The organism is Streptomyces sp. NPDC096132 (assembly GCF_044763345.1).
Classification (GTDB): domain Bacteria; phylum Actinomycetota; class Actinomycetes; order Streptomycetales; family Streptomycetaceae; genus Streptomyces.
Map to the genome: position 1 here is coordinate 1 of NZ_JBIWGA010000101.1, position 1,382 is coordinate 1,382.

Annotated in this window: 2 protein-coding genes; one reads left to right on the plus strand and one right to left on the minus strand. The window is 67.1% G+C overall.

Annotated elements, in window-relative coordinates:
• Positions 1-93 precede the first annotated feature (93 nt).
• Positions 94-495, plus strand: coding sequence for a DUF6896 domain-containing protein (locus ACIRF9_RS52695; protein WP_403837827.1), 402 nt, complete (start codon positions 94-96; stop codon positions 493-495).
• Positions 496-500: 5 nt separating this feature from the next.
• Here the strand turns inward: ACIRF9_RS52695 and ACIRF9_RS52700 are convergent.
• Positions 501-1,309 (minus strand): IS5 family transposase gene (locus tag ACIRF9_RS52700; protein WP_403837829.1). Its coding sequence is split into 2 segments (ribosomal slippage): positions 501-970 and positions 970-1,309, totalling 810 coding nucleotides; the frame shifts between segments, so codons are not numbered across the junction.
• Positions 1,310-1,382 lie beyond the last annotated feature (73 nt).

Sequence of the window (1,382 nt, forward strand, 5' to 3'; positions counted from 1 at the left end):
CTAACTGATCGTTTCAGAATGCCGTCCCACGGAGACGCTGGCGGCCCCATGGAACAATCCCTTCAGTCACGGGCTCAGGGGGGATGACGCCGTATGGAACGGGTTGAGGCTGCGCGAGACCTCGTACTCGGTTACGTCCGCGCGCTCAACGCGATTGATGAGGCCATGAGGGCGGCGATTCCCTCACTTGAGCGACTGGCGGACGTCGTCGGCCTGGCCCGTTCGTGCCGGATCAGCCGGGGTGATCACATCGGCACCTATTCCTACAAGGTTCATGGGGCAGGGTGCCGCTTCGTGAGCGACGAGGGCACTGAAGTCGATATGGACTTCGCAGCCGACGGGAGCGAGGTCTTCGACCTCTGGCGGCTGCGCAGGTATGGGCTGAGCCTGCCGGAGCCTCTTGACGTCACGGATCAGGACATACGGTCCGCAGTGCGGTCGCTGCAACCGCTTCTGAACGAGGTGCGACCAGGGTGGTTCAGCGTAGCCAACTGATCGCTTCAGGATGAGGTTCGTAGGCGGCGGAGGCATATGAGGCTGCAAGCCAGTTCGAGCAGGCCCTGGTGGAGATCTGCGCGCCGCTCGTAGCGGATGCGGAGCCGTTTGAACTGGTGCAGCCAGGCGAAGGCGCGCTCAACGACCCAACGCACCTTGCCCAGTCCTGAGCCGTGGGTGACGCCGCGTCGGGCGATCACCGGCTTGACGCCGCGCTTCCATAGCAGGCGGCGGTACTTGTCGAAGTCGTAGCCCCGGTCGGCGTACAGGCGCCGCGGCTTGCGGCGGGGGCGTCCCCGCAAGCCCCGGATCGGTGGGACCGCGTCAAGCAGCGGCAGGAGCTGGGTGACGTCGTGCCGGTTGCCGCCGGTGAGCGTGACGGCGAGCGGGGTTCCGTAGCGGTCGACGATCAGATGGTGTTTCGAGCCGGGGCGGGCGCGGTCGACGGGCGAGGGTCCGGTGTGATCCCCCCTTTGAGGGCCCGGACGTGAGAACCGTCCACGGCGCAGTCGTCCAAGTCCAGCAGGTCGGCGCGGCGCAGCTCGGTCAGCAGGGCGGCGTGCAGGCGTGGCCAGACGCCCGCCTCGGTCCAGTCCCGCAGCCGACGCCAGGCCGTCACCCCAGAGCAACCCACGGTCTCCGCGGGAACGTCGCGCCAGGCGACGCCGGTCCGCAGCACGTACATGACGCCGGCAAGTGCCACACGGTCCGGAACTCGCAGCCGCCCGGGATAGCGGTGGCGCCGTTCGGGAACAGGCGGCAGCAGCGGAGCAACCCTCTCCCACAGGTCCTCAGGAACAAGATCAGCACGCACCCCGCCCACCCTGCCGACCAAGATCGTCGAGCACAAGACCGGCAGCTCAACTCATTCTGAAACGATCAGTAAG